General features: G+C 60.6%; 18 protein-coding genes. 10 read left to right on the top strand and 8 right to left on the bottom strand.

Annotation, left to right across the window (positions count from 1 at the left end; genetic code table 11):
- Positions 1-3 precede the first annotated feature (3 nt).
- From E1297_RS29960 to E1297_RS29950, 3 genes are all read right to left on the bottom strand, one after another.
- On the bottom strand, positions 4-1,212 hold the full coding sequence (locus E1297_RS29960; protein ID WP_155144649.1) for an acetyl-CoA C-acetyltransferase: 1,209 nt from the start codon (positions 1,210-1,212) through the stop codon (positions 4-6).
- Between the two features lie 26 nt (positions 1,213-1,238).
- Complete coding sequence (locus tag E1297_RS29955; protein WP_155144648.1) at positions 1,239-1,877, bottom strand: glutathione S-transferase family protein; 639 nt, start codon at positions 1,875-1,877, stop codon at positions 1,239-1,241.
- Between the two features lie 102 nt (positions 1,878-1,979).
- The gene (locus tag E1297_RS29950; protein WP_155144647.1) at positions 1,980-3,776 is read right to left on the bottom strand and encodes an acyl-CoA dehydrogenase C-terminal domain-containing protein; all 1,797 of its coding nucleotides are present in this window, start codon (positions 3,774-3,776) and stop codon (positions 1,980-1,982) included.
- A 327-nt stretch (positions 3,777-4,103) separates the two neighbouring features.
- On the opposite strand from E1297_RS29950, the gene E1297_RS29945 reads away from it, so the two are divergent.
- Positions 4,104-5,603 carry an EamA family transporter gene (locus E1297_RS29945; protein WP_155144646.1) on the top strand — a complete coding sequence of 500 codons (1,500 nt, stop codon included), beginning with the start codon at positions 4,104-4,106 and terminating at the stop codon, positions 5,601-5,603.
- 195 nt (positions 5,604-5,798) lie between these two features.
- Here the strand turns inward: E1297_RS29945 and E1297_RS29940 are convergent, their stop codons facing one another.
- Complete coding sequence (locus E1297_RS29940) at positions 5,799-6,269, bottom strand: MerR family DNA-binding transcriptional regulator (protein ID WP_155144645.1); 471 nt, start codon at positions 6,267-6,269, stop codon at positions 5,799-5,801.
- A gap of 412 nt (positions 6,270-6,681) precedes the next feature.
- On the opposite strand from E1297_RS29940, the gene E1297_RS29935 reads away from it, so the two are divergent.
- The 3 genes from E1297_RS29935 to E1297_RS29925 all read left to right on the top strand — a co-directional run bounded on the left by E1297_RS29935 (position 6,682) and on the right by E1297_RS29925 (position 12,371).
- Positions 6,682-10,494 (top strand): SEL1-like repeat protein, encoded by a 3,813-nt coding sequence (locus tag E1297_RS29935; RefSeq protein WP_155144644.1) that lies wholly within the window; start codon positions 6,682-6,684, stop codon positions 10,492-10,494.
- A 171-nt stretch (positions 10,495-10,665) separates the two neighbouring features.
- A complete protein-coding gene (locus E1297_RS29930) occupies positions 10,666-11,595 on the top strand; it encodes a sulfite exporter TauE/SafE family protein (protein WP_368669738.1) in 930 nt (309 codons plus the stop codon).
- On the top strand, positions 11,592-12,371 hold the full coding sequence (locus E1297_RS29925) for a TIGR02186 family protein (RefSeq protein ID WP_155144642.1): 780 nt from the start codon (positions 11,592-11,594) through the stop codon (positions 12,369-12,371). Before E1297_RS29930 ends, E1297_RS29925 begins: the two co-directional genes overlap by 4 nt.
- 88 nt (positions 12,372-12,459) lie before the next feature.
- Here the strand turns inward: E1297_RS29925 and E1297_RS29920 are convergent, their stop codons facing one another.
- The gene (locus E1297_RS29920; RefSeq protein ID WP_155144641.1) at positions 12,460-13,044 is read right to left on the bottom strand and encodes a histidine phosphatase family protein; all 585 of its coding nucleotides are present in this window, start codon (positions 13,042-13,044) and stop codon (positions 12,460-12,462) included.
- A gap of 156 nt (positions 13,045-13,200) precedes the next feature.
- Here E1297_RS29920 and E1297_RS29915 point away from each other — a divergent pair, with 156 nt between their 5' ends.
- Positions 13,201-14,361: an AI-2E family transporter gene (locus tag E1297_RS29915; protein WP_155144640.1), complete on the top strand. Its 1,161-nt coding sequence runs from the start codon at positions 13,201-13,203 to the stop codon at positions 14,359-14,361.
- A 368-nt stretch (positions 14,362-14,729) separates the two neighbouring features.
- Here the strand turns inward: E1297_RS29915 and pdeM are convergent, their stop codons facing one another.
- Positions 14,730-15,467: a ligase-associated DNA damage response endonuclease PdeM gene (gene pdeM / locus E1297_RS29910; protein ID WP_155144639.1), complete on the bottom strand. Its 738-nt coding sequence runs from the start codon at positions 15,465-15,467 to the stop codon at positions 14,730-14,732.
- Positions 15,464-17,971 carry a ligase-associated DNA damage response DEXH box helicase gene (locus E1297_RS29905; protein ID WP_155144638.1) on the bottom strand — a complete coding sequence of 836 codons (2,508 nt, stop codon included), beginning with the start codon at positions 17,969-17,971 and terminating at the stop codon, positions 15,464-15,466. Before E1297_RS29905 ends, pdeM begins: the two co-directional genes overlap by 4 nt.
- A gap of 97 nt (positions 17,972-18,068) precedes the next feature.
- Between E1297_RS29905 and E1297_RS29900 the strand changes: the two genes are divergently transcribed.
- Together E1297_RS29900 and E1297_RS29895 are read left to right on the top strand one after the other, a co-directional pair.
- Positions 18,069-19,112, top strand: coding sequence for a ligase-associated DNA damage response exonuclease (locus E1297_RS29900; RefSeq protein WP_155144669.1), 1,044 nt, complete (start codon positions 18,069-18,071; stop codon positions 19,110-19,112).
- Between the two features lie 42 nt (positions 19,113-19,154).
- On the top strand, positions 19,155-19,598 hold the full coding sequence (locus E1297_RS29895) for a DUF4440 domain-containing protein (protein ID WP_155144637.1): 444 nt from the start codon (positions 19,155-19,157) through the stop codon (positions 19,596-19,598).
- Positions 19,599-20,068: 470 nt separating this feature from the next.
- Here the strand turns inward: E1297_RS29895 and E1297_RS29890 are convergent, their stop codons facing one another.
- Complete coding sequence (locus E1297_RS29890; RefSeq protein ID WP_155144636.1) at positions 20,069-22,099, bottom strand: DEAD/DEAH box helicase; 2,031 nt, start codon at positions 22,097-22,099, stop codon at positions 20,069-20,071.
- Between the two features lie 30 nt (positions 22,100-22,129).
- Here E1297_RS29890 and E1297_RS29885 point away from each other — a divergent pair, with 30 nt between their 5' ends.
- The 3 genes from E1297_RS29885 to E1297_RS29875 all read left to right on the top strand — a co-directional run bounded on the left by E1297_RS29885 (position 22,130) and on the right by E1297_RS29875 (position 24,790).
- Positions 22,130-22,399: a hypothetical protein gene (locus tag E1297_RS29885; protein WP_155144635.1), complete on the top strand. Its 270-nt coding sequence runs from the start codon at positions 22,130-22,132 to the stop codon at positions 22,397-22,399.
- A 70-nt stretch (positions 22,400-22,469) separates the two neighbouring features.
- Positions 22,470-24,116 (top strand): cisplatin damage response ATP-dependent DNA ligase, encoded by a 1,647-nt coding sequence (locus tag E1297_RS29880; RefSeq protein WP_155144634.1) that lies wholly within the window; start codon positions 22,470-22,472, stop codon positions 24,114-24,116.
- A 53-nt stretch (positions 24,117-24,169) separates the two neighbouring features.
- Positions 24,170-24,790: a 2-hydroxychromene-2-carboxylate isomerase gene (locus tag E1297_RS29875; protein ID WP_155144633.1), complete on the top strand. Its 621-nt coding sequence runs from the start codon at positions 24,170-24,172 to the stop codon at positions 24,788-24,790.
- Positions 24,791-24,857: the final 67 nt, after the last annotated feature.

Here is a 24,857-nt window from a genome sequence, read left to right as displayed (position 1 = left end):
GTCTCAGACGCGCTCGATGATCGTTGCAGTGCCCATGCCGGCACCGATGCAAAGGGTTACGAGAGCAGTGTTGAGATCGCGGCGCTCCAGTTCGTCCAGAACGGTTCCGAGAATCATGGCGCCGGTGGCACCAAGCGGGTGACCCATGGCGATCGCGCCGCCATTGACGTTGACAGTTTCCGGATCGAGGTCGAACGCCTGCTGGTAGCGCAGAACAACGGAAGCGAACGCTTCGTTGATTTCGATCAGGTCGATGTCCTTGAGCTCCATCCTGGCGTTCTTCAGGAGCTTTTCGGTCACGTCGACCGGGCCGGTCAGCATCAGGGCCGGTTCGGAACCGATATTGGCGAAAGCCTTGATGCGGGCACGCGGCTTCAGGCCGGCGGACTTGCCTGCGGTGCGCGAACCGATCAGGATCGCGGCAGCACCGTCCACGATACCGGAGGAGTTACCGGCGTGGTGGATGTGGTTGACCTTTTCCAGTTCCGGATGAGCCTGGATGCCGACAGCGTCGAAGCCGCCCATGGAGCCCATGATCTCGAAGGACGGGTTCAGGCTGCCGAGCGACTGCATGTCGGTCTCGGGCCGCATGTGCTCATCCTTGTCGAGGATGGTGATGCCGTTGACGTCCTTGACCGGAACGATGGACTTCTCGAAGCGCCCTTCTTCCCAGGACTTGGCAGCGCGCTGCTGGCTCTGGATCGCATAGGCATCGGCTTCGTCGCGGGTGAAGCCGTATTTGGTTGCAATCAGGTCGGCGGAGACGCCCTGCGGCATGAAGTAGGACGGGATGGCAACCTGCGGCTCGATCGGCCATGCGCCACCGGAAGCACCGAGACCAACGCGGCTCATGCTTTCCACGCCACCTGCAATCACCAGCTTGTGCTGGCCGGACATCACCTGAGCAGAGGCCATGTTGACCGCATCGAGGCCGGAAGCGCAGAAGCGGTTGATCTGCATGCCCGGAACGGCGCGGTCGTAACCGGCTGCAAACACGGCTGCGCGGGCAATGTCGCCACCAGCTTCGCCGACCGGGTCGACACAGCCGAGAACGACGTCGTCCACCTTCTTGGTGTCGAGGCTGTTGCGGTCACGCAGGGCTTCCAGAGCGGTTGCGGCCAGACGAACGGCCGGCACTTCGTGCAAGGAGCCGTCTTTTTTGCCGCGACCGCGCGGCGTGCGCACGTGGTCATAAATGTAAGCTTCAGGCATTCCATCCTCCAGGTTATTTTATGATTTCATGCAGATACGGGCAGGGGATGTCCGGGCATGAGGTCATAAGGCGCTTTCCAGCCGGGCAAGTCTTGAAGCCCGGAGAGCCAGCGGTTGATGTTGGGATACGGTGTAAAATCGATCCCGATTTCGTCCGGCCAGAACAGGTATCCGCACAGCGACAGATCGGCGATTGTCGGACGGTTTCCAACAACGAACGGTTTTCCCTGAAGGTGCTTGTCCAGCACCTCATGGGCATTGACCGCGCGGCCTTCCAGCCATTTGGTCACGTCCGTCTCCCCGTTGCCGGTAAAGCAGCGGAGAAAGCGCAGCGGGCCCAGATACCCCGACAATTTGTGGTTATCGAACAGTATCCAGCGCAGGATTTCCCGGCGCTCGGTATTGTCGTTCCAGCCGAATGTTCCAAGGGTTTCGGTAAGATAGTCGAGGATCACACCCGATTGCGTCAGGCGGGTTGGCCCATGCTTGAGAACGGGAACTTCTCCCATCTCGTTCATGGTCTCCCGAAAATCAACCGTACGTGTCTGGCCTTTAAAGTAATCTGTATAAACCGGTTCCCAGCTCGCGCCGGACAGCTCCAGCATGAGTGCAACCTTGTAAGAATAACCAGACTGCGCAAAGCAGTGCAGTGTGTACTCGGCCATTTTTTAAGATCTCCCTGACAAGCGCGCCGGTGTCTGTTCGGGAGACCGGTGCGGACTTGCGCGGGTCAAGCGGCCGGCCCGGTTGCCCGGGCCGGGTGTGGCTTAAAACGCCTCGGCGTTGACTGCCATCATGGTGTCTGCACCGGTCTGGATCCGGGCCAGATGGGCCGAAGTTTCCGGCATGGTGCGTTCCATGTAGTAGCGGCCGAAGGTCAGCTTGTTCTGCAGCCAGTCTTCCTTGCCGTTGGCGCCCGCAGAGACCTGCTCCTGGGCGACCTTGGCGATCTTGGCCCACATGTAGCCGAGAGCCACCAGACCGAACAGGTGCATGTACTCGTTGGAGCCCGCACCGGCATTGTCCGGCTTTGCCATGGCATTCTGCATGAACCACATGGTGGCCTGCTGCAGGTCATCGAGGCCCTTCTTGAGCGGACCGGTGAACGGTGCCAGACCTTCGTTTTCCTTGTTGTCCTTCAGGAAGTCGCCGACTTCCTTGAAGAAGGCCATGACGGCGCGGCCGCCATTGGCCGGCAGCTTGCGGCCGACCAGGTCAAGCGCCTGAACGCCGTTGGCGCCTTCATAGATCATGGCAATACGGGCGTCGCGGACGTACTGGTCCATACCCCATTCCTTGATGTAGCCGTGACCGCCATACATCTGCTGAGCGTTGACGGCATTGGCAAAGCCGATGTCGGTCAGGACACCCTTCAGGACCGGGGTCATCAGGCCCATCATGTCGTCGGAGAACTGGCGCTCGCCTTCGTCTTCGGAGCGGTGGGAAATGTCACCATGCAGCGCGGTCCAGATGATCAGGGCGCGGGCTGCCTCGTTGAAGGAGCGGATCTGCATCAGCGTGCGGCGGACATCCGGGTGCACGATGATCGGGTCGGCGGCCTTGTCCGGCGACTTCGGACCGGTCAATGCGCGGCCCTGAATGCGGTCCTTGGCGTATTCGACCGCGTTCTGATAAGCGATCTCGGACTGGGCCAGACCCTGAACGGCCACGCCGAGGCGGGCTTCGTTCATCATCACGAACATGGCGCGCAGGCCCTTGTTCTCGGTGCCGACGAGCCAGCCGGTCGCATCGTCATAGTTCATGACGCAGGTCGCGTTGCCGTTGATGCCCATCTTGTGCTCGATCGAGCCGCAGGACACGCCGTTGCGCTCGCCAACGGAGCCGTCTTCATGGATCTCGTTGCGCGGAACGACGAACAGGGAAATGCCCTTGACGCCTTCCGGAGCGCCTTCGATGCGCGCCAGAACCAGATGGACGATGTTTTCGGCCATCCCGTGCTCACCGGCGGAGATGAAGATCTTGGTGCCGGAAATCTTGTAGGAGCCGTCGGCCTGCGGAACCGCCTTGGTGCGGATCATGCCCAGATCCGTACCGCAATGCGGCTCGGTCAGGTTCATGGTGCCGGTCCACTTGCCGGAAATCATGTTCGGCAGGTACTTCTGCTTGATCTCGTCGGTCGCGTGCACCTGAAGCGCTGCCACCGCGCCGGCGGTCAGGCCCGGATACATGGCCAGCGCCATGTTTGCGGAAGACGCGTACTCGTTGAACATCGCGGTAAGCGCGTGCGGCAGACCCTGTCCGCCATATTCCGGATCAGCGGAAAGCGTGCCCCAGCCGCCTTCGCAGAATGTGTCGTAAGCTTCCTTGAAGCCTTTGGGAACGGTGACCGTGCCGTCGTCGTTGCGCACGCAGCCTTCCTGGTCACCGGACTGGTTCACAGGGAACATGACTTCTTCTGCGAGCTTTGCGCCTTCGCGCAGGATCGCTTCGACAACATCCGGCGTGGCATCGCCGAACCCGCGCAGGTTCGACAGGCGCTCGTAGCCCATCACGTCATTCAAAAGAAAGAGGGTATCATCAACAGGTGCGCTGTAGCTCGGCATGGAAATCCTCCCAGATAAGCCGCTCAGTTATATCGCATGACGTTTCCGTAAACGTCACCTTGCAGCAATATATACGGGCGTTCTGAAATTCGGACAAGGGGTGTCCCAACGGAATGGGGCCGATATTTTCGTATAATATACCCGTTTTGGGGCGATTTGGAGTAACGACTTCGCAATGTCGCGGTCGGATTTGGGCAAAATTGCCTGAAATTAAAAATACGCCAATTGAATTGCATACTGCTGCATACCATTTCGCGGTGGTCGGTCGAAGCGCTCCCGATGGCGGGCGGCAATCTGTAGACCGGCCCGAACCGCTGGCAGACCGTTATGACGGAAAGCGCGATACATAGTGTGCGCCAGGCCATAATCAGTATTGGGTTCATTCTGTTAGCCGCAGTCTGTGTGGTCGGCGTGGCTTTCTCCATCCAGCTGATCTTGCGCTATATGGCAGTGCCGGAAGCGATGTTCCTGCGCTTCCTTGCTCCCTTTGCCCTGTTTTCAATCGCAATTCTGGCCGTCCGGCGGGAGGCCATCCTATGGGGCCGCTGGAACTATCACGCCATCCGGGCGCTTTTTGTTTTTCTCGGGCAGATATTCTATTTTCTGGCGCTCCAGCATGGTTCTTTATTGATTGCGACAACGCTCTACGCAACATCGGGCCTTTTCGTGCCTTTCCTGTCGCGTCTTTTTTTTGGAATCAGCCTCTCCGCCATGACCCTGCTGGCGATTGCGATCAGTTTCACGGGTGTGCTTGTGATGCTTGATCCGGCGGCCGGACTAAAGGGCTATGTTGTTTTTGGCTTTTTGGCAGGGTTGCTGAATGGATGTTCGCAAACTGTCCAGCACAAGCAAACCCGGCAGGCGGACGCGCTAGCGATCGGCTTCGTTACATATGCAATCTGCAGCCTGTTGGCCTTGGCAAACCTGTTTCTTGTGGCTGGCCAGAACATGCCCGGGTTTACTTCTGCCGCTCCAGTCAGCGGCCCGGCCGGGGCGGCCGGTGACTTCGAGATCATCGAGATTTTCATGGTTCTTGGTATCGGCACTGTAGGGAATCAGATTTTTCGATCCCTGGCCTACAAGCATGTTCATTCTCCGGCTTTCTTGACCCCTTTTTACTATTCCTACATCGCGTTTTCGGGTTTGCTTGGATGGATTGCTTACAAGGAGAAGCCAGAGTTACATGCGATGCTCGGGTTCGTGATACTTCTTTTGGGTATGGTGGTTGGTTCCTTGCAAAAGCGCTTGTCAGAGGCAATTGCAAGGCTGGACCGCGAAGGCAATCATGCCACGGAAACGCGTTTGGCGACTGTTTGGCATTCGATCCGGGTTCGAAACCGGTTTCACCCGTCCCGTCATCAGCGGGATTATATTGATGGCTTTCTGCATCAAGCGCATCGCCGGGTTGAACCGGAGAATGTCTTGGCCAAGGTCGATCGATTGGTGAATTGGGATGCCGTTTTGGCGATCCTGAGGACTGGCACGAAACACTCAAGCGGCATTCACAAGGACCTTCAGGTCTATGAACCGTTGGTATTGCTCAAATGCCTGCTGTTGGCGCATTGGCATGGGCTTACCGATCAGGAACTGGAGCGCGCCCTGAAAGTCCGGCTGGATTTCATGCTGTTTTGCGGGCTCGACTTCCATGAAGAAGTGCCCGGCGAACACATACATTTCCGGTTTCGCCGGTTATTGGTCTCAGGCGGGATCTACGAAACGCTTCTGGACGAGGTTTGCCGGCAACTGGACATTCACGGCTTGCGGCTCCGTCACGCAGAAGCCGCCATTGTTGACGCCACTTTGGTTGAGAGTGCGCCCGTTCCGTGAGCATATCCTTCCGCACCGCCTTTCGGGGCCGGGACCAACCCGGACACGCCAGGCGCCCCGTCCTCTTGGCAACCTGAAAACCCGTTCAGGCCATGTCGATTGGGCACGGTCGGCCGACGCCTTTGAAACTGGTTCGAAAAAAAACCCGGCCGAGGTCAGCCGGGTTTTCAAAAGATTAAGGACCGGAAGCTGGCCTCAGGCCCCGCTTTCCTCTTCGGCTTCCTTGTGTTTCAGCATGCCGCCGACGATTTCGACCGTCCGGGACAATTCCTCGATCGCCTGTTCGATGTCCTTGCGCTGGTTTTCCAGAACATGGATCTGTTCCTGAAATCTGGACAAGGCAACCCGGAGCTGGGTTACCTGACCGTCGCGCAAGTCATAAAGATCGAGCATGTCGCGGATTTCCGACAGGGAGAAGCCGACGCTCTTGCCCATGAGAACAAGTTTCAGGCGCGCCCGGTCCCGGCGGGTATAGACCCGGTTCATGCCGTCGCGTTTCGGGTTCAGGAGCCCCTTGTCTTCGTAAAAGCGCAGGGTGCGAAGGGTGCATTTGAATTCCTTCGCAAGATCCCCGATCGTGAACTGGGTCTTCTTGGTGCTGTCGTCACGGGCAGCGACAACATCAACAAGCTCGTTGTCACCAATCATGGAAAGTGCTTCGCTCATGGCGTATTACCTTACATCACAGTCCGGTTCTTCGTCCGGCTCTTCTTTGCTGTCCAGTGCGATTAACGTGGGAGGAATGCGCTAATCACCAGCAGCCCCTCAGCTGCCTTTCCGGAAAGCCTTTTTCGCGGTTATGATCATATCTGTTTAGCTTACGTGAGCGTAAACGTCTAGTCGCCTATGTAAATCGGTTTGATTGCCATTTGATTCAAGGCGTGCAGGCGACAGTTGACGCAGGGATTCCGGCAATTTGTAGGCCGGAAACTTGCAATCGGCAAAACGGTTAACGGGCTGTTAACTGTGAGCCGCCAAATATTTAACAAGCGCTGTTGTGCCTCTTGTTTCCTGTATCCGGTACCCAACAGCCCGATCCTCTGATGCGGCCGCCATGCCGCCAGTCTAGGATTAAGAAATGTCGGCTTGGAAAAACCGGAATACAGGAGAATGCAGCCGCGGCCTTTCTGAAGGAGAGGGGCTTGCGGATGCGGGTGGCCAGAAGGCTCCGTCCCCGGCGCCGCATACCATTAAACACGAAAAAGCAGCAGCCCGTCAGGAACGGACATCAGTTCCAGCGGCCTCCGGACCCTCCCGGAGCGATTCCCCGACCCAGCCGGCATCCGGCAAATTCGAACTTGACGCTGTCGCAGCAGAACTGGACCGGCTTCTCAGCGAGCGTGGTGTGAGCTGGCGGCCCCGGGAGAATGGGGGGGCTGGGGAAAAGCCCGCCGTTTGCGAACAGGTGCGGGAACAGGATGAAGGACAATCGGGGAGCGAATCGCGTCGGCAGACTGTAACTGTGTCCGAGGCCGTGCCCGAGACCGTGCTGGACACGCTTGATCGGCTGGACCAGCAGGTCGACACATTGGCGCGGGAAAGTGGCGATGCCGGACAGGTTTCATCGCCGGGAATGTCCGCGTCTTCCTCCCGACCGGTCGCGGTTTCGCGCATGGCAGATCGGGAAAACAGCCGGGCCGCAAAGCCGGTATCCGGCCGGAACCGGGGGCGCGAGGAACTGGATCTGATTTACGAGGAACTGGTCACCCGCTTGTCGGTTCCTCCCGGTCCGGTTCAAACCGGAACCGCTTCCAGACGGGCTTTTGGCGGATCGGAAACGAGCCGCACCGGACAACGGACTGATCAGGCCGTAAAACGGGAACCTGCCGCGCAACCCGTGCCTGCCCGAGGGGCCGGCAAATGGGATGCGGCAACGATGGAGGCCTATCACGAGCTCGGCCTGCGGATTGACGCCATGCGCAAGCCTCAGGAACAGGCCATGGCAAAAATGCGCGGCGAACTTGGGGCCCTGCGTGACGCGGTTGCCGATCTGTCGCACGGCACCGGCAAAAGGTCCGACCAGCAGGATGCAGAATTGCGACGGCTGGGCGGCATGGTCGAGCGGTTGCGGGCAGAGCGCCGGAGCGGCGCATTCGAAGCCGGGATCCGGCAAGAGGTTTCCGACCTGAAGGCGATGGTCGAGCGCACCAATGTGGAAGGCGCGCTGGAAACACTTGAGCACGGCTATTCCCATATCCTTCAGCGTCTGGACGAGCTTTCGCGGGCATCTGCACAACCGAATATACCGGCCGGGTTCGTGGAACGGCTGGACGACATCGAGGATGCCTTTTCCCGGTTGCCGCGCTCCGAACACATGCTGACCCTCGAAGAGCGCGTCGGGGTCCTTGCCGGCAGGGTTGAAGATCTCCTGCATCTTGATCGGCGTCAGGATGTGGAACCCTTGCGGGCCGAATTGCGGGCCGTCCGGCGGTTTGTCGAGGACATCGACACGTCCGGTCTGGTCCAGCGCATCGATGCCGGGATGCGGGGTGTTTCGAGTCGCCTTGATGATCTTGAGCATCTGTTGCGAGATCAAGACGGTCTCGACCTCCGGTTATCCGCCATGGAAGACCGGTTGCCGGAAGCCGACGCAATTTCGCGCCTTGAAGGGCGCCTGGAAGACATTCTGGGCATGATGGCGGAGGACCGCCGTCCGCCGGAAAAAGCGTCTCGGGTTTCGACCGGCCTCAACGCGCATCTTGCCGACATCTCCGCCTGTCTGGAGCGGATTGAATGTGCCGGGGCCGCTCCCGAACCTTCGGCCTTTCACGCGCTGGAACAGCGCCTGACCGCGATCACCGGCAAGATTGACCGAATCGAGACGAATACGGCGCACACTGCGCCTGCAGAAACCGGAAACCGGCAGCATTTGAAGCAAACGTCATCGGTGAAGGTGGCGCGCCCGAACCGGCTGAACGACTTGCAGGACCGGATCGCCCGGTTGACGGACGGTCTTGAGACCGATGGCGTCCGGCCAGACGATGCCGATCTGGCGGTGCTTCGGGCGGACATAGAGGCCATGCGGGCCTCCATGGCTGCTGCCCCGACACCGGCCGAAACACCCGAAGGGCGGATCAATGATCTCGCTCAGACGGTGGCACAGCGCGAAGACGGCCCGGCGCTGGCCCGGATCGAGCAGCTCGGCAACCGGGTCTCTGCCCTTGCCGCGCAGGTTGAAGAGGTATCGCGCCCCTCAAACGACCTTCTCAAGGTGACCACGGCGCTTGAGCGGATCGAGCGGGGCCTTTCGGAAACGCGAAGAGACGTGGCAGGCATCGCGCGCGAGGCAGCGCTTCAAGCTGTTTCCGAACAAACCCGCCCGCAGCCGGACCAGTATGACGCGGCCATTGGCAGTCTGCAAAAGGACCTCAAGCGCCTGCTGGAGGCCACGCAGGGCAATGAAGAACGCACGCGCACGACGTTCGACGGGGTCCAATCGGTGTTGGGGACCCTGGGCAAACGGCTGGATGTCCTGGAGCGTGCGGATGCGCAGGGGCGGCCATCTGACCGATTGACCGGGGCACAAAATGGCTTCCTTCAACCTCTGGCGTCAGAAAATGCCTTCCGTGAGCGGCCAGAGTCCAAATCACCGGGTGAGTTCAGCGCCCGGTATTCCGATGCTCAGCGAGACCGCAAGGCGGACTTCATCGCGGCTGCCCGGCGGGCGGCACAGGCCGCAACTGATGAGGTAGCACAGGTTTCGGCCCACTCCGGCAACAGCCAGCCGGATGTTAACGATGTCCAAACGGATGCGGGAGAGGGAGCGCGGGGTGGATTGTTCGGGTTCCTGTTGAAGCACAACAAGTCCGACGAGGCGTATTTTTCTGCATTCGCACCTTCGTCGCAGGATACAACGGGCGGGACATTTCACGGCACGGACAGCAACGCGGAAGGCAATTCGGGAACAGGCCGCCGCCGGGCTCTCCTGTTCGCGGCGGCGGCCATCATCCTGGCGATCGGAACGCTGCAAATCTACAAGGCGGTTTCGGCGGCAAGTTCCGCTGATCCGGCTGCCACTTCGGAACCGGCCTGGCTTTCCCTCGGGCGCTTGGGCAGTGTCGAACTGCCGGCCGCCGGTGGCGCTGCAGCAGGCGCAACGGCCGCCGCCGCCGAACTGGCCTTTGCGCCGCTGGCAGGTCTCGTTGATACCTTTGCGATCGGGCCGAGCCCAATGGGAGTGGCGCATCCCGCGCGGTTTTTGCCAAGCGGGAGCGGAATAACACCGGCCACTCTTCAGGGCACCAACCTGCCGCCAGACACCGTCGGATCAATGGCGCTGCGCAAGGCGGCAGCTGCCGGACATCCGGCGGCAGCCTTTCATGTTGGTGCCGCCTACACGAATGGCGGCGTGGCGCATGAGGATCCGGCGGAAGCCGCCAGATGGTATCGGATTGCGGCCAATCAGGGGCTTGCCCCTGCCCAGTATCGTCTTGGAAGTCTCTATGAAAAGGGGCGCGGTGTGGAACGTGATCTGGACACTGCACGGGGTCTCTACGAGCGGGCCGCTCTGGCGGGCAATGCCAAGGCCATGCACAACCTGGCCGTTTTGCACGCGGACGGCGTTGCGCGCAGGCCGGATTTCCGGCTGGCAGCCCAATGGTTTGAAAAGGCGGCACTTCACGGCGTCAACGACAGCCTGTTCAATCTCGGGATCCTCTATGCCCGCGGGCTCGGGGTCGAGAAGGATCTCGTGCAAAGCTACAAGTGGTTTGCCATCGCCGCCCGTCGGGGAGACAGTGATGCGGCGGCAAAGCGTGACGAGGTTGCGGCAAAAATGACACCCGGGCAAGTGATCGAGGCCGGGAACATGGCGGACCGGTTTCAGCCGTTGACACCCAACCCCGACGCAAACACGGTGCCTGTCAAACCGGAATGGACCGGAATGGCATGACCCCTTTGCGCCTGGAAAGTGAGGCGCGAACCGGCCGGCAGTAGACAATTTGAACCGGGTTTTTGTGCGGTTTGTACCAGTTAGGTTGACAGTGCTTCGCCTATGCCGCTTAACCGGTTAGTGTGGTTGTGGCGCATAAACGTGTGCGTCGAGAATATCCGGACGTTAGCTGTGCAACTCTACCTGCCCATTGCCGAAATCCCGGTCAACATCTTTGTCATTTTCGGCATGGGGGGAGCTGTCGGTTTCCTCTCCGGACTGTTCGGTATCGGCGGCGGCTTTCTGCTGACACCCCTTCTGATTTTTTCAGGCATCCCGCCCGCGGTCTCGGTCGCAACGGTGACCACACAGGTGGTCGCCTCGTCGTCGTCAGCCGTGGTCAGCTATTGGCGCAGGAATGCGATCGATCTTAAACTGGCGAGCATGCTGCTCGTTGGAGGTGTGATCGGGTCCCTGCTGGGCGTCGTCCTGTTTGATTTGCTCCAGAAGATCGGTCAGCTGGACGTTGTTATTTCGGTTTCCTACGTCACGTTTCTTGGCCTGATCGGCGGATTGATGTTTGTCGAGTCGGTTCAGGCGATCCGGCGGCGCAGGAAGGGGGCGGCCCCGCGCAAACGCCGGCCGGGCCAGCACAACTGGATCCATGGTTTGCCGTTTAAGATGCGGTTCCGGCGGTCCAAGCTCTATGTCAGCGTGATTCCGATCCTGGCGCTCGGCGCGATTATCGGATTTCTAGGCTCCGTGCTGGGCATTGGCGGCGGTTTCATGATGGTACCGGCGCTGATCTATCTGCTGCGCGTGCCCACAAGCATCGTGATCGGGACCTCGCTTTTTCAGATCCTGTTCACCATGGCAGCGGCCACGGTCTTTCATGCAATCGGAACCAAGACCGTCGATATCTTTCTGGCATTGACCCTGATGATCGGCGGCGTGATCGGCGCCCAGTTCGGCGCCCGCATGGGCCAGAATATGCGCGGCGAACAATTGCGGTTCCTGCTGGCACTGCTGGTTCTGAGCGTCGGAGCGCGGTTTGCCTATGAATTGCTGCTGCGGCCGGCGGAACTCTATTCGATTGTCATCACCCGGGGGGCAGGCGCATGATCCGCTGGCCTTTCGTTTTGACCATGGTTTTCGGCATTTTCCTGCTCCTGCCCGAAAGGACAGGGGCACAGGGGCTCGTGACGTCGATCTCCTCGGACATCGTCTCGATCGAATCCAATTTCACCGGCACTGAAATCGTAATTTTCGGCCAGGTGGTGCGCAATGCGCGGACAGTGGACCGGCGCGGTAAGTATGATCTGGCGATCATTGTGGAAGGTCCGAAGCAAAACATCACCACACGCCGCAAGGGCCGGTTTCTAGGGGTCTGGGTGAATCGTGAGCATGAGGTTTTCCAGGATGTCCCGTCTTTCTACGCGATTTCCACGACGCGGCATGTCACGGAGATGGGCGACCGTCCGCTGTTGGTTGAACACGAAATCGGCCTGAACCACCTGCATCTGGCCGTCACGGGCGGCTCACGCCTACCCTTGTCGGAACGGGACGATTTCCGCCATGCCTTCATCCGGCTGCGTGTCGCGCAGGGGCTCTATTCGGAGCGCAGTGACTCGATCGAGTTTCTGACCGACACCATGTTTCGCACGACCGTGCCGCTTCCGGCGGATATTCCGGTTGGAATGTACACGGTAAAAAGCTTCCTTTTGCAGGATGGTGCTTTGTTGTCAAAGACCGAGGAAAAGCTGGCAGTCGCCAAGACGGGCTTTGAACAGTTCACGTTCGATATGGCCCGCAACCACGCGGCAATCTACGGTATTGTCGCCGTCCTGCTGGCCATGTTTACCGGATGGCTGGCCGGCGTTATTTTCCGCAAGGATTGATGGTCAAAGGCGAAGGCAAAAGGGTTCCGGGCCAGAGGCGTGGCGGCTTTCGGGATTTCACAAGAACACCCGGCCTGAGCCAAAGGCATCAATATGCCCTCGGCACCGGAATACGGCCAACGACGGCAAGGTCATTGCCGGTCACCTGAACGACGATGCCTTCGCCAGAGCGGGGAATGATGCCGGTGAGGGCAGTGATATTGACCTGATGGGTCACGACCACCAGAGCGCCGGGTCCCTGCCATGCCGACAGGATTTCAAGCGCCTGCCGCGTCTGGCGCGGTCCGCGCGTGCGGTTGGCATAAAACGAATTGAACACCGGCGCCTCCCGGACGCGGCCGGGGAAGGCAAGCTCGGCGGTTTCCACGCAGCGGCACCATTGGGACGTCAACACCTCGCCGGCACGAATGCCGCGCTGACGGAATTCCTTGCCGATGGCCTGTGCCTCTGCGCGTCCTTGCCCATTCAGGTTGCGTTGCGTGGAACAGTCTCCGAGCCGGAAGTTGCGGGGATCTCCTGTTCCGGGCGCAAGCGCATGGCGGAAAAGGACAATCCCGCCATCTGCCAGGGCTTGCCACGCGCGCTCCGATGCCTGAGCGGCGGACATGGCCGCGCTGCCGATGCTGGCGGCCAGAACGATAAGAAGCGCCAGAATCTTGCCAGTCTTGAGCATGCCCGTTTCCTCCCGCTGGGTTCAATCGGCTATCTAGATCACTTTGTTTATTCGTCACGGCTTGAGGTTGCCCTGCCGTCTGGCAACTAGCCTGTTTACGCGGCCGGAGATTGTTTCTAACCTCGGGTCAGTTGGGATGCGGAAGGCGGGTAAGTCATGGCCAAACAGCACGGCGTTCCTGTAACAGTCAGCGCAACCAGGGATCACGGCATTGACGGAAAGGTGATCGATGTTGCGATCCGGCTCGGCGTCCTGGCGCTGTTTGCCTATATCTCGCTGATGCTGATCGCGCCGTTCGCGGTGTTCATCCTCTGGGCGTTGGTTTTGACCGTTGCGCTCTATCCGGCCTATAGCTGGCTTGCGGCCAAACTCGGCGGCCGCAAGGCGATCTCGGCGGCGATCGTGACCCTGATCGGACTTGCCATCATCATCGGACCGGTTGCCGTATTGGTGGTCAGCATGGTCGATACGTTGCAGGGCTGGTATCAGCGGATTTCGGATGGGTCCATGACCCTGCCACCGGCTCCGCCGGGTCTGGCCGACATTCCGTTTGTCGGACCAAAGGTGGCGGAACTCTGGCAACTGGGCTCCACCAGTCTTGAAAAAGCGGCAACGAAAGCCGCGCCTTTCGTTGTCCCGGCCGGAACCAAGATCCTGGGGACGCTGGCAAGCCTGAGCGGCAGCGTGCTGTTCTTTGCCGTATCGGTATTGATCGCCGGGTTTCTGTTTGTGCCGGGCCCGAAACTGGCGTCGGGCGCCCGGCGGTTTGCCGACCGGATCATTGCTCCGCGCGGCGCGGAATTTGTCGACCTGGCCGGTGCCACGATCCGCAATGTCTCACGCGGCGTGATTGGCGTGGCCGTGATTCAGGGGCTTCTGACCGGGATTGTCATGGTGGCCTTTGCCGTTCCCTTTGCCGGAATTCTTGCGTTCCTCGCGCTGATCCTGTGCATCATCCAGATCGGTCCGGCTCTGGTGATCCTTCCCGTTGTTGTCTGGGCGTGGTCGTCGATGGGAACGGCGGCCGCGCTGGTCTTCACCGTCCTGATGGTCCCGATCATGCTGGTCGACAACGTGTTGAGACCGATCCTGATGGCGCGCGGTCTGGAAGTCCCGATGCTGGTGATCCTGATCGGTGTGCTCGGCGGCACGCTGGCCTACGGGCTGATCGGCCTGTTTCTGGGGCCCGTGGTGCTGGCGGTGTTTTACGAATTGGTGATTGCCTGGGTGAAGATTGGCGAGGCGGAAGTCGCCCCGGAAAGCTCCCCGCAGACTGATTCAATAAGTGATCAGGCCAATCAGGAGGATTCGATTTAGGGTTTCGCCTACACTGCTTTTTTAAGAGCGCCGATAAGATTCGGTCTCCGGATTCATCTTGTGAGTTCTGATCTTTTGTAGTCGGGGGATGCCGCTGCTAAAGTGGTCGCAAGGCAGGATGGGCTATTTTATTGTGCCCTTTGAATGTCATCCCGGACAAGCGTCAGTGCGATCCGGGATCGGCGAGCCCCAAACCCCGGCCTGAAGCGACCGAAGTCAGTGGCTCTCTGATACCGCATAAAACTTTTGTTTTTGCGGGATGACAATCGGGGAAAATGCCGTGCTCCAATTTGGCCGCTGATGCCGCATCGGGGATTTGCATTTCAGGGAAAGGCAACCCGCATTGCCGCGCGAAGCGGCTTTGGAAATCAATCCCCGATCAGACGAGACGCCGTAAACGGATAAAGCCTGTTGTTGCCCAGAAGGAACGCCGAATAGCGTTTGGCCTCGAACAGGGGGCGGAAGGCGTCGTCGGTGACATTCAGGCCGCCGGTCAGGGCGCCGAAGGCCGGCAGCACGAGCCGGATGCCATCGGTCACGAAACAGCTGCGCCGGATCGAGCGGCCATAGCGGCGGACGCGGGCGGCGGGATGGAGATGGCCGGAGACTTCTCCAAGGCAACTGCGCCGGTCATGATTGCCGACCGGTTCGTGCCGGAAGATCAGGCCGCCGATCTTGATCTCTTCGACGGTTTCGCCGCACAGACGGACGGGGGCGACAGGATCATGGTTCCCGGTAACCCAGATCCATTCGCGATTGAGCTGGAGCGTGGTCAGAAGTGCGCGATAGGCGGGCGGAAGGCGGTCGGATCCGTCAGGGTCATGGAAACTGTCGCCAAGTGCAATCACCCGGGCCGGATCGAATGCCTCGATGACCCCGGCCAGTTTTTCGAGCGTTGCCTCCGTGTCATAAGGCGGCAGCATCACGCCGCGCCGGGCATAGGAGGAGCCTTTTTCCAGATGCAGGTCGGCAACCACCAGCGTGGCCTCATCCGGCCACCACAGAACACCGCTGTCGTGCAGGCCGATTGTTTCACCGTTGACTTGAATATCGTGACAGACCGGGGCGGCCGCAAACTGATCCATATGCGATGTCAGCACTCTCATGAAAGGGCCTCGTGGACGAGTTCTTCAGCCGCGTCTTCCAAAATGCTCTCCATGGCTTCGCCGTAGATCGGCTCGCGTCCGATTTCCAGCAACACAGGGACGGCGAGCGGTGAAACACGATTGAGGCAAATATGTGTGATTCGCCCCCTGATTCGCGCAAGAAGTTCGCTCAGGCGCGAGATATCCAGAAGTCCTTCGGCTGCGTCGTTCCATGTCGCTTTTAACAGGATGTGATCGGGCTCGTGTGTCCGCAATACGTCATATATGAGATCGGAAGAGACAGTGACCTGACGGCCGGTCTTTTCCAGGCCCGGATGGCGGCGTTCGATCAGTCCGGCGATGACCGCGCAGTAGCGGAATGTGCGTTTCATCAGGCTGGACTCGGCAAGCCATGCGTCCAGATCATCGCCGAGAATGTCCTGCTCGAACAGGGCATCGAGCGACAGACGCCCGCTTGCTGCCATTGCGCCGATATCTTCAAGACCCCAGACCGAAAGCGCATAGTCGTTGGCGACAAATCCCATGGGCTTTGCACCAGCCCGCTCCAGCCGCTTGGTGAGCAACATGCCCAGCGTCTGATGGGCGAGGCGGCCCTCGAACGGATAACAGACCATGTAATGCTTGTTGCCGCGCGGAAATGTCTCGACCAGAAGACCGTCCCGGCTCGGCAGCACCGATTTGCCCCGTTGCAGGCGCAACCACTCCTGAACCTGGCCGGGCAGGCCGGACCAGCTTGCGGGTGTTGCCAGCATCGCGCGCACACTTGCGGCCAGATAGGTGGACAAGGGGAACTTGCCGCCCTGATAGGACGGGATCATGGGGTTGTCGGTCCGGGCGCGCGACACATAGACCTCGGCTTCCTTCATCCCTTCGAAGCGGAGGATCTCGCCGCCGAATATGAAGGTGTCGCCAAGGGTCAGCTGTTCGCAGAACCATTCCTCGATCTCGCCCAAAATCCGTCCGCCGCGCCCGACCGGCGTGCGCCGTCCGTCCGCCTTTGAGCGGACCAGCCGCACCTTCAGCATGGGCGCCTCGACGATCGTGCCGACATTGAGCCGGTACTGTTGGGCGATCTTGGGATGGGCAATGCGCCACAAACCGTCCTTGCCCTGCTTCAGCTTGGCGTATTGATCGTAGCTCTTGAGCGCATAGCCGCCGGTGGCCACAAAATCGAGGATGCGCTCAAACGTTTCCCAGTCGATGTGCCGGTAGGTTTCCGCACTGCGGATTTCCGCAAAAACCGCCAGCGGATCAAGGGGGGCGGCGCAGGCCAGTCCCATGACGTGCTGGGCCAGCACATCCAGCGCGCCCTTGCGCAAGGGCGGTGTGTCCTGATCTCCCCGTCTGGAAGCGGCAAGGGCTGCCTGGCATTCAAGAACCTCGAACCGGTTGGAGGGGACAAGGACCGCCTTGGACGGTTCATCCATGCGGTGATTGGCCCGGCCGATGCGCTGGGCCAGCCGGCTGGCTCCCTTGGGTGCGCCGATATTGATGACAAGGTCGATGTCGCCCCAGTCGATCCCCATGTCGAGGGAGGAGGTGGCGACAACGGCGCGCAGGGCTCCGGAGGCCATCGCCGCCTCCACCTTGCGGCGCTGGGCAACATCCAGCGATCCGTGGTGAAGCGCGATCGGCAAGGTGTCCTCGTTGATCCGCCACAGGTCCTGAAACACGGCCTCCGCCTGGGAGCGGGTGTTGACGAAGACCAGTGTCACCCGGTGCTGTTTGATCAGCGCATAGATCTCCGGATAGGCATAACGTGCGCCATGGCCTGACCACGGCAGGCGTTCTTGCGATTCCAGAATGTGAATATCGGGTTCCGCACCGCCCTCGACATCGACCAGATCGCTCAAGTGCCGTCTGTTTTCGTCCGGCTGGTGGACGAGATAGGCCCGCAGATCGTCGGGTTCGGCGACCGTGGCCGACAGGCCGATGGTCCGGAGATCCGGCGCAAGCTTGCGCAAGCGGGCAAGCCCCAGTGCCAGCAGATCACCCCGCTTGGAGGTGACCAGCGCATGAAGTTCATCGAGAATGACCGTCCTCAGACCCGCAAACAGGGTTTGCGAGGCAGGGTCGGACAAGAGCAGGGCGATCTGTTCCGGCGTCGTCAGCAGCATGTCCGGCGGTTTGATTTTTTGCCGCTGGCGCTTGTGCGATGGCGTGTCGCCGGTCCGGGTCTCGATCCGGACATCGAGAGCCATCTCGTTCACCGGGCTTTCCAGATTGCGGGCAATGTCCACCGCAAGCGCTTTTAGGGGCGAGATATAAAGCGTGTGCAATCCGGTCTTTCCGGGCGAGCCGGGTGGCAGCCGTGACCGGCCTTCCAGTTCGACGAGGCTTGGTAGAAAACCGGCCAGGGTCTTGCCGGCGCCGGTCGGGGCGATCAGCAAGGTCGAGCGGCCGCGCGCCAGATGATCCAGCAGCGCAATCTGATGCGCCCGGGGGCTCCATCCACGTGTCGAGAACCAGTTCAAAAACCGGTTTGGGAGCAGGTTCAGATCCATGTGAGCGAGTTTTAAGGAGACAGACAGTGAAAGGCGAGAGGGGGGATGCGTTTAACTCTTGCTGGCAATTTGGCGGCTGCGTCCTATTCTCATGGCCATGGCAGAGATTCTCAGGCTGACACCGGAAGGGCTTTATTGTGAAGCCGCAAAGGCGCATGTCGATCCGGTGCGGCCGGTGGAGCGTGCGATCATCACCCATGGCCATGCGGATCATGCCCGTGCCGGACATGGCGCGGTGCTGGCAACGCGCGAAACGCTGGAGATCATGGCGATCCGCTATGGCGAGGCTTTTGCCGGAACGGCACAGGCGGCCGCCTATGGCGAGAGGATCGGTCTGGATGGGGCTGGGGTGACGCTTTATCCGGCGGGCCATGTGCTTGGCTCGGCGCAGGTCCTGCTTGAGGATGCGGCAGGGCGGACGGTGGTCTCCGGAGACTACAAGCGCCAGTTTGACCCGACTTGCGCGCCGTTCGAGCTGGTCCGCTGCGATACGTTCGTGACCGAAGCAACCTTTGGTCTTCCCGTGTTCCGGCACCCGGAAGCCTCCGGGGAAATCAGGAAACTTCTGGCGTCACTTGCGGTCTTTCCGGAGCGGACCCATCTGGTGGGGGCTTATGCGCTCGGCAAGGCGCAGCGGGTGATGGCAGAACTCCGGCGGGCGGGATACGAACGGACCATCTATCTTCATGGCGCGCTGGAACGGCTGACCCGCTACTATTGCGATCAGGGGATTGACCTCGGGCCGGTCGAGCCTGTGGGGCGCCGGGGCAAGGAGCTTGCGGGCGAGATCGTCCTGTGTCCGCCCGGACAGTTGACCGACCGCTGGGCCCGGCGTTTCGGCGATTGCGTCACCGCCATGGCCTCGGGCTGGATGCGGGTGCGCGCAAGGGCGCGACAGCGGGGGGCGGAATTGCCCCTGATCCTGTCCGATCATGCCGATTGGGATGATCTGTGCCGGACGGTTGCCGAAACGGGGGCAGAGCAGATATGGGTGACCCACGGGGCGGAGGAAGCGCTGGTGCACTGGTGTGAAAGCCGGGGCCGGACGGCGCGGCCTCTCAACATGATGGGATATGGCGACGGCGAAGAGGCCGACATTCCGTCAGCGGCCGGAGAGGCCGGTCTGGCGGGCGCTGCATGACCGGGCAGGAGACGCCCGGCGATCTGGACGGAGACCACGACGATGGCTGACGACACGAATTCCGAATACTCGGGCAACGGCCACGCAAACGGGCCCGGTGCCGAACTCGGTTCGCAGGCCGAGGAAGCCCTGGCGCAATTGTTCGAAGACTACCAGTCGGGCTTCAACGACTTTGATGCCGACCGGATTTGCGACTGTTTCGCCATGCCGGCCACGATCTGGCAGCATGAACGCGGCCACGTCTTCACCGATGACGAAGAGCTGATGGAAAACATCGAGGCGCTGCTCAAGGCGCTGGACAAGGAAGGGGTGACCCATTCCGAGTTTCATGTTGCTTCAAGCCATATCAGCGGAAGTGCTGCAATGGTCTCGCTCGACTGGCAGCAACATGACGGCGATGGCGACGTGGTGTTCGAGTTCACCTGTCACTATCATCTGCTGCAGGACGGTCAGGACTGGGCCATCGCCATGATCATCAATGAGTGAGACCAAGCGCTCAATCATTGGCACGTCTGACCGGCGCCCGTTTGCAATGACCGAACCCCGAATACAGGGGGCTCAACAACTCGTGTGACAAATGGCCGGGAAACCTTTCAAGGCGAAAACCACCTTGAAAGACGTTCTGGGAACACGTCGTCTCCATCCCGCACAGCTGACAATGTGCAGAATTGCCGCGTTCAATTGCACGGGCCGGCAATATGCAGAGGTCTCATGAGTGGCGGTCCCTGACCTAGCTGAACTCCCGAGACCGAAAGCGGAGCCTGCCTGATTTCAGGGGATCATCCGCTTTGCTTCGGTTCCTCACGCACGTTGATACAACCAAACAGGTGATGCAACAGGGCGTTTGGTGTGAGGCAGAACAGGGCTTGGAAGGACCACTTTTGCCGTAGGGCAATCACATTCATCAATCCGGGTTTCATGATGTCACCCGGATTGATTGTTTCTGAAGGCAGACCTTACTTCTGCGCGCGCTCTGCTTTGCGCGTGGCGCGGGAGGGCTTGGTCTTTTTCGGCGCCTTTTTGGCTCCGCCTGCAGGCTTGGCGCTTTTGCCGCCCTTCTTGCGGAAGTCGTCGCCGTCCCCGGACCGGTTGTCGCGGGACTTGCCGCGATCGCCCCCGTCCAGTGCTTTCTTGTCGAGCGGCTCATAGGCCGGATGGTTCGGACGGGCCTCGTCGTCGTCGCCGAAGCGGCGGCGCTTCTTGCCTGCAGGGCGGCGGTCGCTGAAATCACCGCGCTTGTGCCCCTGGCTGTCCATCCGGTCTTCGCGGCCGCCTTCATAGGCATCCGACGAACGCGAGCGGTTGGATTTGCGCGGGCGGTCGAAACGGCCACCTTCGGACGGTGGCGGCGGGGCCTTGCCGCCACGGGCGTCCAGCACCGAAATGGTCACATTGTCTTCGCCCGAGCCGTCCCGCTTGATGACGGAGGCATAGCGCTCGGCATGGGTACCTGCAATCTCGAACCGGGTTTCGTTCTGGAAGATCTTGATTGCGCCGACTTCACGCTTGGTGACGTGTCCGGCGCGGCAGATCATCGGCAGCAGCCAGCGGGGATCGGCGCGATGCTTGTGGCCGAGCGACAACCGGAACCAGGTGCCGTCCTCGAACTTGCCCTTGATCTCGGCGCTGCGGCCGCCGCGAGAACCCGCATCACGGCCCCGCATGGTGTCTTCCGTTGCCTCGGAGATTTCCTCCGGTGCCGGCAGGCGGGACTGATAGAGCTTGACGAACGCAGCTGCGATCTGTTCCGCGCCGTGTTCTTTCAGGAGTTCCTGCGCAACGTCGCGCTCTTCGGCTTCGAGCTCGGCGGACAGGACCTTGTCGGCGAACAGCCGCTCCTTGTCCTTGGCGCGGATATCGTCTGCGGTTGGTGCAGGTTTCCACTCGACCTTGATCCCGGCAAAATGCAGGGTGCGTTCTGCAGCGCGCCGGCGCGGGTAGGGCACCATCAGCACACATGTGCCCTTGCGCCCCGCACGGCCCGTGCGGCCGGACCGGTGCAAGAGCGCGGCCTTGCCGGTCGGCAGGTCCGCATGGATCACCAGATCGAGATTGGGCAGATCGATGCCGCGGGCCGCCACATCTGTCGCCACGCAAACCTGGGCCCGGCCGTCCTTCATCGCGGCCAGAGCGGCACTGCGCTGTTCCTGGCTGAGTTCGCCGGAGAGCGACACGATGGAAAAGCCGCGATTGGCCAGACGGCTGGTCAGACGCTTGACCGCTTCACGTGTCGAGCAGAACAGGATCGCCTTTTCCGCCTGATGCAGGCGCAGCACGTTGATGATCGCGTTTTCTCGCTCGTTCGGGGCAACCGGATAGGCGATATACTCGATGTCGCCATGCTGTTCGCGCGAATTGATGGTCGACAGACGCACCGCATCCTTCTGGAACCGCTTGGCGAGTTCCGCGATCGGCTTCGGGACGGTCGCCGAGAACATCAGGGTCCGGCGGCCTTCAGGCGCGGCGTCCAGAATGAATTCCAGATCCTCGCGGAAGCCCATGTCGAGCATTTCGTCGGCCTCGTCGAGAACGACGGCCTTGATTTGCGACAGGTCCAGCGCTCCGCGCTCGATGTGGTCGCGCAAACGGCCCGGTGTGCCGACAACAATATGAGCACCCCGGTCGAGCGCGCGGCGCTCCATGCGGGGGTCCATGCCGCCCACACAAGAGGTCGTTTGCGCGCCGGCCTCGGCATAAAGCCAGGTCAGCTCCTCCTTGACCTGAAGGGCAAGCTCACGGGTTGGCGCAATGGCCAAGGCAATCGGAGCGCCTGCAGGGCCGAGGTGGTCGTCACCTTCCAGCAGCGTCGGGGCAAGTGCCAGCCCGAACGCGACGGTCTTGCCGGAACCGGTCTGGGCCGAGACCAGCAGGTCGGCATGTTCAGGGGCTTCGTTCAGGATGCTTTCCTGAACCGGGGTCAGCGTCTCATAGCCTTTTTTATCCAGCGCTGCTTTCAACGCCGGGGCGAGAGCGGTCAAATCTGTCATAAACGTCTTTCAGTGGAGATTGCGCGCCGCATGGGACCGAACATCATCGCATCGGGGCCTGCGCGTAAAACTTTTGCGCTCTATACGCCTTTAGATGGATCAGGTCCAGAGGATTGCGGGCCACTGAAAGATAAAAACGTCAAGAAGATCTGGCGGAAACGCATCAAGGCGGCAGCTTTTGCTTGGAGTTTGTGCGTGGCGGTTGAATGGGCAAGAGGGCCGTATGCAGCAGTTCGGGAACTTTTCGGCTACCCGAAAGGTAAAGTCATGGGGGACGTGGGCTTGCAGGTGCCGGGTTGATTGCCTTTGGCAAGGTGCCATGTGACCGTTTCTACGGATTGTTTCCTGAGCAAGGATTTGAATTTCAGTCATGCATCAATTCGCCCGCCTTCTGGACCGGCTTTCACTGGAGCCGCGGCGCCTCGCCAAGGAGGCCTTGCTTGTCGACTATCTGAAACGCGTGCCCGATCCGGATCGCGGGTTGGCGGTTGCCGCGCTCACCGGCGATTTGTCGTTTCGAAATGCCAAGCCTGCCTTGTTGAGGGCCTTGATCAGCGAGCGGGCCGATCCTTACCTGTTTGAGCTTTCCTATGATTTTGTCGGTGACCTGTCGGAGACAATCGCTCTGATGTGGCCGGGCGAGGAGGCGGGAAGTCAGTCCAGCCCGCCGAAACTGTCGGAAGTCGTGGAATGTCTGGAAGCGGCCGGGCGTCAGGACATGCCGGGACTGATCGCCGGTTGGCTTGATGTCCTTGATGAAACCGGGCGCTGGGCGCTTTTGAAACTGATCACCGGTGGCTTGCGTGTGGGCGTTTCGGCCCGGCTTGCCAAGACGGCCCTGGCGCGGCTGGGCAATTTGGAGCCGGACGCAATCGAAGAGGTCTGGCACAGCCTGTCGCCGCCCTATGAGGCGTTGTTTGCCTGGGTCGAGGGCCGGGCAGGGCGGCCGGAAGTCACTGATCCGGCTCCGTTTCGCCCGGTCATGCTCGCGCATCCGCTTGACGAGGCAAAGGACACACAACAGCTTGATGCCGCCGATTTCGCGGTGGAATGGAAATGGGACGGGATCAGGGTCCAGGCGGCCGCCGGCAGGTCGCGCGATGGCGAACCGGTTGCCCGCCTGTTCAGCCGGACCGGGGATGATATCTCCGTAGCCTTTCCGGACGTTGTCAAGATGCTTGATTTCGAGGCAGCTCTGGACGGTGAATTGCTCATCGTCTCCAATGGAGTCGTGCGGCCGTTTTCGGATCTGCAGAAACGGCTTAATCGAAAGACCGCCGGGCCGAAACTTCTCAAGGCCTATCCGGCGGCGATCCGTGCCTATGACATTCTGTCCCTGAATGGGGAGGACATGCGCGGGCTCCCTTTTGCCGAGCGGCGCAGGCATCTGGAGCGTTTTCTGGCAGAAAGCGACCGGCCGGGGATCGACCTGTCGCCGCTTGTCCCGGTCAGCAGCTGGGAGGCGGTCGCACAGGCGCGCAAGCAGCCGCATTCGCATCTTGCCCCGGATGATGCCAACGCTGTCGAGGGCCTGATGCTCAAGCGATGGGATGCGTCTTATGTTCCCGGGCGTCCAAGGGGGCTTTGGTTCAAATGGAAAAAGCAACCGCATCTGACCGATGCGGTGCTGATGTATGCGCAACGGGGCCATGGCAAAAGGTCATCGTTTTATTCCGACTACACGTTCGGGGTCTGGCGCGAGACAGGCGACGGGGAGGTTTTGGTTCCGGTCGGCAAGGCCTATTTCGGCTTTACCGACGAGGAATTGCGCGAGATCGACCGGTTTGTGCGCAATCACACAGTCAACCGGTACGGGCCGGTGCGCGAGGTGCGTCACAGCAAGGAGACAGGGTTGGTTCTGGAGGTTGCGTTTGAAGGCCTGAGCAAATCCGGCCGCCACAAGTCCGGTCTGGCCATGCGGTTTCCGCGCATTTCCCGGATCCGCTGGGACAAGACACCCGCTGATGCCGACCGGATCGAGACACTTGAAGTTTTGTTGAACGCCACCCCGGCTTGAACAGTGGCGTCAAAAATCGCAGGCTTCCGTCAAACTGTGGGGAGCGTCTCATCATGACGACTGAAATCGATTATTTTTTTACACATATCTCGCCATGGGCCTATCTCGGCCATGACCTGTTTTGCGAAATGGCGCAAAAGCACGGGGTGACGGTGCGCGTCCGCCCGGTTGACCTCTCCGGTGTGTTTGCCGAGTCAGGAGGCTTGCCGCTTGGAAAGCGCCATCCGGCCCGGCAGGCTTACCGGTTTGTCGAAATGCAACGTTGGCGCGACAAGCGCCAGGTGCCGTTGACGATGAAACCGGCTCATTTTCCGGCCCCGCCGGGTTTGGCTGATTGCTGCGCCATTGCCCTTGCCGGGGAGGGACTTGATCCTCTCAAGTTTTCCGCGCGCGCCTTCAGGGCGATTTGGGCCGAGGACAGGAACATCGCCGAAGAAACGGTTCTGGCGGAGTGCCTGACCGGGTGCGGTCATGACCCGGAGGCGATCCTGACACTGGCAAAGTCGGATGACATCAAGAAAATCTATCAGAAGAACCAGGAGGACGCGGTCGCGCAAGGACTGATCGGCTCGCCGACCTATCTGTTGAACGGAGAGCCGTTCTGGGGGCAGGACCGGTTGGAAATCCTGGAGGATGCACTGGTCTCCGGGCGCGCACCCTATCATCCCTTGTAGGCAGCGGCGCGTTCGCATATCGATTGCAATTGCCGGGCGGACAAAGGCGGGGATTTGCAACCCCTGC

The organism is Roseibium sp. RKSG952 (assembly GCF_009711355.1).
The sequence above is the reverse complement of the archived record's forward strand: the minus strand, read 5'-3'. Positions and strand labels throughout refer to the sequence as shown.